The following is a 7,432-nucleotide window of genomic DNA, read 5'->3' as shown; positions in this document are numbered from 1 at the left end:
CCAGTGAGGATCTGTAAACCTGTGGCCGACAAAAATAAACGCCCCCCGCGGATCGACCTGAAGTCGCCCGACGGCAAATCCGGCTGGCTGATTCAGATCGGCGGCACCGCATTCATCGTCCTCTTCGCCGTGGCTTTGGTTTTCTACATCGTCATGTCACACCAGAAGAAGGGAGGCGTCGCGGGACCCGGCGATGCTATTCGGGTGGCGTCGAGCAAGCTGATCACTCAGCCGGGATCCGGGGACCCCAAGACTCCCAAGGCTGTGGTGTCCTTCTACGAGGATTTCCTCTGCCCTGCCTGCGGCAATTTCGAGCGGGCATTCGAACCTACGGTGTCTAAGCTCGTCGACATCGGCGCTATCGCCGCTGACTATACGATGGTGGCAATTCTTTCCAGCCCGCGAAATCAGAATTACTCGGCGCGGGCCGCGGCTGCGGCGTATTGCGTCGCCGACGAGTCCATCGATGCGTTTCGCCGGTTTCACGGTGCGTTGTTCAGCAAAGACCTCCAACCTTCCGAGGTGGGCACGACATTCCCCGACAATGCGAAGCTGATCGAGATTGCGCGCGAAGCCGGCGCGGCGGGCAAGGTGCCCGACTGTATCAACAGCGGCAAGTACCTTTCCAAGGTTGAGGGGTTGGCCGCGGCTGCGAATGTGCGCGCGACGCCGACCGTCAAGATCAACGGCACCGAGTACGAATGGTCGACGCCGCAGGCACTAGTGGCCAAGATCAAAGAGATCGTGGGTGACATTCCCGGCATTGACGCGGCAGCAGCCGCCGAGACATCCTGACCACTGTGGGTTCAGCTGAACCCGCCGAGCGGTCCGACGACCTGACGCGGGGCACATCGGGTGCGCTGCGGGCACCTGTGCTTAGTGCGTGGTGGGTGTTGATCGCCGGGGCGGTCGGCCTGATCGCCTCGATCACGCTGACGGTGGAGAAGATCAGGACCCTGGTTGACCGCGGTTATGTGCCGTCATGCAACATCAATCCGATCATGTCGTGCGGCTCGGTGATGGGCACGCCGCAGGCATCGCTTTTGGCCCTACCCAACCCGGTGGTCGGCATTGTCGGCTTCACCGTCGTAGTGGTGACCGGTGTGTTAGCCGTGGCGAAAGTGCCTTTGCCGCACTGGTATTGGACTGGACTAACCGTCGGCATCGTGGTCGGCACGGCGTTCGTGCACTGGCTGATCTTTCAAAGTCTCTACCGCATTGGGGCGTTGTGCCCATACTGCATGGTGGTCTGGGTGGTCACTATCACGTTGCTGGTGCTGGTCGCGTCGATCGCGTTTCGTCCGGTGCTGCAAGCGCGCGAGAACGCCCTGCTGCGGGTGCTCTTCCACTGGCGATGGTCAATCACCGCCGTCTGGTTCACCACGGTGTTTCTGCTGATCATGATTCGTTTCTGGAATTATTGGTCAACACTCATCTGAAAGGGGTCGAGTGATCTCCAAGGTGTTGGTGGCCAATCGCGGCGAAATCGCGATACGCGCCTTCCGGGCCGCCTACGAATTGGGCGTCGGCACGGTAGCCGTCTATGCCTATGAGGACCGCAATTCGCTGCATCGGTCCAAGGCTGACGAGTCCTATCAAATCGGCGAGATCGGGCACCCGGTACGCGCGTACCTGGCAGTCGATCAGATCGTCGAAACTGCCCGCCGCGCCGGCGCCGACGCCATCTACCCCGGTTACGGATTCTTGTCGGAGAACCCCGACTTAGCCAGGGCCTGTGCGGCAGCGGGCATCACCTTCGTTGGCCCTGGCGCCGACGTGCTCGAGCTGACGGGAAACAAGTCGCGTGCCATCGTGGCTGCGCGGGAAGCGGGTCTTCCGGTGCTGATGTCGTCGGGGCCGTCGGACTCGGTGGACGAGCTCGTCTCAGCTGCTGACAAGATGCGGTTTCCGGTGTTCGTCAAAGCGGTTTCCGGCGGTGGCGGCCGTGGCATGCGCCGCGTGGGCGATAAAGCCGCGCTGCCGGATGCGATTGAGGCTGCCAGCCGCGAAGCCGAGTCAGCGTTCGGGGATCCGATGGTCTATCTCGAACAGGCGGTGCTGCGCCCACGCCACATCGAGGTGCAGATTCTCGCGGACACCCACGGCAACGTGATCCACCTCTACGAGCGTGACTGCAGTGTGCAGCGTCGCCATCAGAAGGTCATCGAACTGGCACCGGCGCCCAACCTGCCGGCGGACCTGCGTAACAGGATCTGTTCAGACGCGGTCGCCTTCGCCAGCCACATCGGATACAGCTGCGCTGGAACGGTCGAGTTTCTCCTAGAACCAAGCGGTGATTACGTCTTCATCGAGATGAATCCGCGGATTCAGGTGGAGCACACGGTAACCGAGGAGATCACCGACGTAGATCTAGTCTCCAGTCAGCTGCGTGTCGCCACCGGTGAGACGCTCAGGGGACTCGGCCTGACGCAGCAAGCCATCCGGCCACATGGGGCCGCACTGCAGTGCCGGATCACCACCGAGGATCCCGCCAACGGCTTCCGGCCGGACACCGGCCGGATCAGCGCATTGCGCACTCCCGGTGGTGCCGGCATCCGGTTGGACGACAGCACCAATCTTGGTGCGGAAATTAGTGCCCACTTCGACTCCATGCTGGTCAAGTTGACGTGCCGGGGCGGTGACTTCCCGACCGCGGTGAACCGCGCGCGCCGGGCGATCGCGGAGTTCCGGATTCGCGGGATGTCGACGAATATCCCTTTCTTGCAAGCGGTTCTTGATGATCCTGATTTTCAAGCCGGCCGCATCACCACGTCGTTCATCGACGAGCGGCCGCAGCTGCTGACCGCGCGATTCTCAGCTGACCGCGGCACCAAGATCCTCAATTACCTGGCCGATGTCACCGTCAACAAACCGCACGGCACCCGGCCGTCGAAGGTGTACCCACACGACAAGCTGCCGCATGTCGACCTCGACACCCCGCCGCCCGCCGGCTCGAAACAACGGCTGGTCGAGCTGGGCCCGGAGGGCTTCGCGCGCTGGCTGCGGAAGTCGCCTGCGGTAGGCGTTACCGACACCACATTCCGTGACGCGCACCAGTCGCTGCTGGCGACGCGATTACGTACCAGCGGACTGATGATGGTGGCACCGTACCTCGCTCGCACCATGCCGCAGCTGCTGTCGGTGGAGTGCTGGGGCGGTGCGACTTACGATGTGGCACTTCGCTTCCTTAAGGAGGATCCCTGGGAGCGGCTGGCCGCCCTGCGCCAGGCAATCCCCAATATCTGCCTGCAGATGCTGCTGCGGGGCCGTAACACGGTTGGCTACACGCCGTATCCAGTGGCCGTCACGTCAGCGTTCGTTGACGAGGCGGCGGCCACCGGCATCGACATCTTCCGGATCTTCGACGCACTCAACAACCTGGACTCGATGCGCCCAGCCATCGACGCGGTACGAGAAACAGGCACGGCGGTAGCTGAAGTGGCGATGTGTTACACCGGCGATCTGTGCGATCCGGGTGAAAGTCTGTACACGCTCGACTACTACCTGAGGCTGGCTGAGGGGATCGTGGACGCCGGTGCGCATGTGCTGGCGATCAAGGACATGGCCGGACTGTTGCGGGTCCCAGCTGCCCGAAAGCTGGTGACGGCGTTGCGAAGTCGCTTCGATCGGCCGGTGCACGTGCACACCCATGACACGCCGGGCGGTCAACTGGCCAGCTACGTCGCTGCCTGGCAGGCGGGCGCCGACGCCGTGGACGGGGCGGCCGCGCCGATGGCCGGAACCACTAGCCAGCCTGCGCTGAGTTCGATCGTGGCGGCAGCTGCGCACACCGACTATGACACCGGCCTGTCGCTCTCGGCGGTATGCGCACTGGAGCCCTACTGGGAGGTGCTACGAAAAGTGTACGCGCCCTTTGAGTCCGGCCTGCCCGGCCCAACGGGTCGAGTCTATCGTCATGAGATTCCGGGTGGTCAGTTGTCGAACTTGCGCCAGCAGGCTATCGCCCTCGGTTTGGGGGACCGGTTCGAAGAGGTCGAAGAGGCCTACGCTGGTGCCGACCGCGTGCTGGGCCGGCTAATCAAGGTCACCCCTTCGTCGAAGGTGGTCGGAGATCTTGCGCTCGCACTGGTTGGTGCAGGCGTGAGCGCAGAAGAATTCGCCACTAACCCATCCCGATTCGATATCCCGGATTCGGTGTTGGGTTTCCTTCGAGGCGAGCTTGGTGATCCACCCGGCGGGTGGCCCGAACCGCTGCGCAGCGCCGCGCTGGCCGGCCGCGCTCCGGCCAAACCAGCCCCCCAGCTGACGCACGATGACGAGGCGGCTCTGGTAGCGCCGGGACCCAAACGCCAGGCTACGTTGAACCGCTTGCTATTCCCTGGTCCGACAAAGGAATTCGAAGAGCATCGCGAGATATACGGCGATACGTCGCAATTGTCGGCCAATCAGTTCTTCTACGGTTTGCGGCAAGGCGAAGAGCACCGGGTGACGCTGGAACGAGGGGTGGAGCTGTTGATTGGGCTGGAGGCTATCTCCGAGCCCGACGAGCGTGGCATGCGAACCGTGATGTGCATCATCAACGGCCAACTGCGCCCGGTGCTGGTGCGTGACCGCAGCATTGCTAGCGTGGTGCCGGCCGCCGAGAAGGCTGAGCGCGGCAATCCGGGGCACATCGCCGCACCGTTTGCCGGGGTCGTCACCGTGAGTGTGGGTGTCGGTGACCGCGTCAGTGCCGGACAAGCCATCGCCACCATTGAGGCGATGAAGATGGAAGCCCCGATCACCGCCACCAACGACGGCACCGTACAACGGGTGGCGGTATCGGCCACCGCTCAGGTTGAGGGCGGGGACTTGCTGGTGGTGGTGAGCTGACCCGAATCATCGGTGGCGTCGCCGGGGGACGTCGCCTCGTCGTACCCCCGCGCAAGACCAGGCCGACCACCGATCGGGTGCGCGAATCGCTGTTCAACATTGTGACCGCGCGCCGGGAATTGACCGGATTGGCGGTGTTGGATCTGTATGCCGGGTCGGGGGCACTCGGGCTAGAGGCGCTGTCGCGCGGGGCCGACTCAGCGCTATTCGTGGAGTCTGACCAGCGCAGCGTCGCCACCATCGTGCGCAACATCAAGGCCCTGGGCCTGCCCGGTGCCACGGTACGACAGGGCGCGGTCGGTGCCGTCTTGGCCGCCGGCACATCGGCTCCGGTGGATTTGGTGTTGGCTGATCCGCCCTATGATCTCGACACCGTGGAGGTTGAAGCTGTCGTCTCCCTCCTGGCCACTCACGGTTGGGTGCGGGCAGGAACGATCGCGGTAGTGGAGCGCCCGGCAACCAGTGTGCCGTTGACCTGGCCGGAGTGTTGGCGGGTCTGGCCCCCGCGGATCTACGGCGACACCCGGCTAGAGCTGGCAGAACGGGGCTGAGGTGCTGCTAGCGTCAACGGTCATGAGCACCGCCTGCCCGCATCGCTTCGCCCTGCATCATCGCCGGCGCGCGTGATGAGTGGCGCGGTATGCCCGGGTTCATTTGACCCAGTGACGTTGGGCCACATCGACGTTTTCGAACGTGCCGCGGCCCAGTTCGACGAGGTAGTGGTGGCGATCCTGATCAACCCGGCCAAGAAGGGGATGTTCGACCTGGGTGAGCGGATCGCCATGATCACCGAGTCGACGACTCACCTACCCAACTTGCGGGTGGAGGCCGGACAGGGTCTGGTGGTTGACTTCGTCAGGTCGCGCGGGATGAACGCCATCGTGAAGGGGCTGCGCACCGGCACCGATTTCGAATACGAATTGCAGATGGCCCAAATGAACAAGCACATCGCCGGTGTCGACACGTTCTTTGTCGCGACCGCACCAGATTATTCGTTCGTGTCGTCGTCGCTGGCCAAGGAAGTGGCGATGCTGGGCGGCGATGTCTCGAAGCTGCTGCCCCAAGCTGTGAACCGGCGGCTTCGCGAGAAACTCTCCGACTCGCGATGACGGGCCTAGCCCCAGACGGGGACTCGGCCCGTTCGTCTGCGCTCACTAGCGACTAGCTGGGGTCAAAGCACTGGTAAAAAGTCTGCGTCGCGTAGTCGTAGCAGGTGTAGGTGCCGTATTCGGGCTGGTGGCTCGGCGCGGCGGCGGCGGTGCCTGCGGAGGCGCCGAAAGCTGCCAGCCCGATCGCCGACGCCAGCAGCGACATGCCGGCAAGTGCGCGGATATGGGTGGTGAACATCAATACTCTCCTTCACTACATTGCTTGGGGACGCGGGCGGCCGTGGCCGTTGTGAATAGGTTGCTAGCTGGCACTTGGGAGATCCTTGAGATTTCCTTGACGCCTCGGGCATGCCGATGGACGGGACTAGCGCATCACGGACGCCGGACACTGACTGGCCCGGTGTTGCAGAGCATCCAGATCAGAAGAGATGCAACGGAGTTCGGCGTCTTGGGCGGTGGGCCGTTGATGGGTAAGGGTGCAGATGACCGGAGTCAGAAGACGATGGTCTGGTTGTGGTGAACGATGACACGGTCCTGGCAATGCCACAGAACGGCGCGTGAGAGTACGGTTCGCTCGACGTCGGCGCCGACGCGCACCAAATCCTCGACTGTGTAGTTGTGGTCAACGCGCACGACGTCTTGTTCGATGATCGGTCCCTCGTCGAGAACTTCGGTCACATAGTGGGCGGTCGCGCCGATCAGCTTGACGCCGCGATCCCGTGCGCGCTTGTACGGTGCCGCTCCGGTAAACGCAGGCAAGAACGAATGGTGAATGTTGATCAGCGGACAGCCGATAGCGGCAAGGAATTCTGGGCTCAGTATCTGCATGTAGCGGGCGAGTATCACCAAATCCACATTCTTGCTGAGCAACTGAAGTTGACGTTGTTCGGCTTCCGCGCGCGTGTCACTGGTGGCGGGTATGTGGATGAATGGCACGCCGAAGGGGCGGACATGGTCGGCCAGCTCAGGATGGTTAGCGATCACCATCGCAACCGACATCTCCAGTTCGCCGCGGCGGTTGCGCCACAATAGATCCAACAAGCAGTGGTCGCTCTTGGAGGTCATGATCGCGACTCGTTTGGGTTTGGCGGCTTCGGTGAATCGGTAAGCGATGTCGAATTTTTCAGCCACGCTACTGCGGAAGTCGCGCTGCAGCTGGTCGATGCCCGCGGTCAGGCCAGGCAGGTGAAAGATCGCGCGCTGCAGAAAAGTTCCCCCCTCCGGGGCGGTGGAGTGCTGGTCGAGCGAAATGATGTTGGCGCCGGCTTGGGTGAGGAAGGTGCTCACTGCGGCGATGATTCCGGGGCGGTCGTGGCAGCGAAGCAGGAGCCGACCGATGTCTGCCACGGGCGGGGGACCGGCGGGTGGCTGTGGGAAGCTTTCCGACCCAGTCGGCGTCGCGATCATGACCTCCTTTGCCGATGAGTCGATTTCCGCTGGCAAGGATACCGCGGAGCGGTGGATGAACGTGCGCACCCGATACCGGCACA

7 protein-coding genes are annotated in these 7,432 nt (G+C 63.1%); 5 read left to right on the top strand and 2 right to left on the bottom strand.

Going from position 1 to position 7,432, the window contains the following annotated elements; all coding sequences use genetic code 11:
- Positions 1-21: 21 nt before the first annotated feature.
- From F0Q45_RS22775 to coaD, 5 genes are all read left to right on the top strand, one after another.
- Entirely contained in the window at positions 22-795 is a 774-nt protein-coding gene (locus F0Q45_RS22775) for a DsbA family protein (protein ID WP_149656071.1), read from the top strand.
- Positions 796-800: 5 nt separating this feature from the next.
- Positions 801-1,439: a vitamin K epoxide reductase family protein gene (locus tag F0Q45_RS22770; protein ID WP_149656070.1), complete on the top strand. Its 639-nt coding sequence runs from the start codon at positions 801-803 to the stop codon at positions 1,437-1,439.
- A gap of 10 nt (positions 1,440-1,449) precedes the next feature.
- On the top strand, positions 1,450-4,833 hold the full coding sequence (locus F0Q45_RS22765; protein ID WP_149656069.1) for a pyruvate carboxylase: 3,384 nt from the start codon (positions 1,450-1,452) through the stop codon (positions 4,831-4,833).
- On the top strand, positions 4,830-5,384 hold the full coding sequence (gene rsmD, locus F0Q45_RS22760; protein WP_149656068.1) for a 16S rRNA (guanine(966)-N(2))-methyltransferase RsmD: 555 nt from the start codon (positions 4,830-4,832) through the stop codon (positions 5,382-5,384). Before F0Q45_RS22765 ends, rsmD begins: the two co-directional genes overlap by 4 nt.
- A 75-nt stretch (positions 5,385-5,459) precedes the next feature.
- Positions 5,460-5,942 (top strand): pantetheine-phosphate adenylyltransferase, encoded by a 483-nt coding sequence (gene coaD, locus F0Q45_RS22755; protein ID WP_149656067.1) that lies wholly within the window; start codon positions 5,460-5,462, stop codon positions 5,940-5,942.
- Positions 5,943-5,994: 52 nt separating this feature from the next.
- On the opposite strand, the gene F0Q45_RS22750 is transcribed toward coaD, so the two are convergent.
- The gene (locus F0Q45_RS22750) at positions 5,995-6,180 is read right to left on the bottom strand and encodes a hypothetical protein (RefSeq protein ID WP_149656066.1); all 186 of its coding nucleotides are present in this window, start codon (positions 6,178-6,180) and stop codon (positions 5,995-5,997) included.
- Between the two features lie 254 nt (positions 6,181-6,434).
- Entirely contained in the window at positions 6,435-7,349 is a 915-nt protein-coding gene (gene purU, locus F0Q45_RS22745) for a formyltetrahydrofolate deformylase (protein WP_149656065.1), read from the bottom strand.
- Between the last annotated feature and the right edge of the window lie 83 nt (positions 7,350-7,432).

It is taken from the genome of Mycobacterium simiae, assembly GCF_008370645.1.
Lineage (GTDB): Bacteria > Actinomycetota > Actinomycetes > Mycobacteriales > Mycobacteriaceae > Mycobacterium > Mycobacterium simiae_A.
Note: the sequence above shows the minus strand (reverse complement) of the source record. Positions and strands in the feature narration are given on the sequence as shown.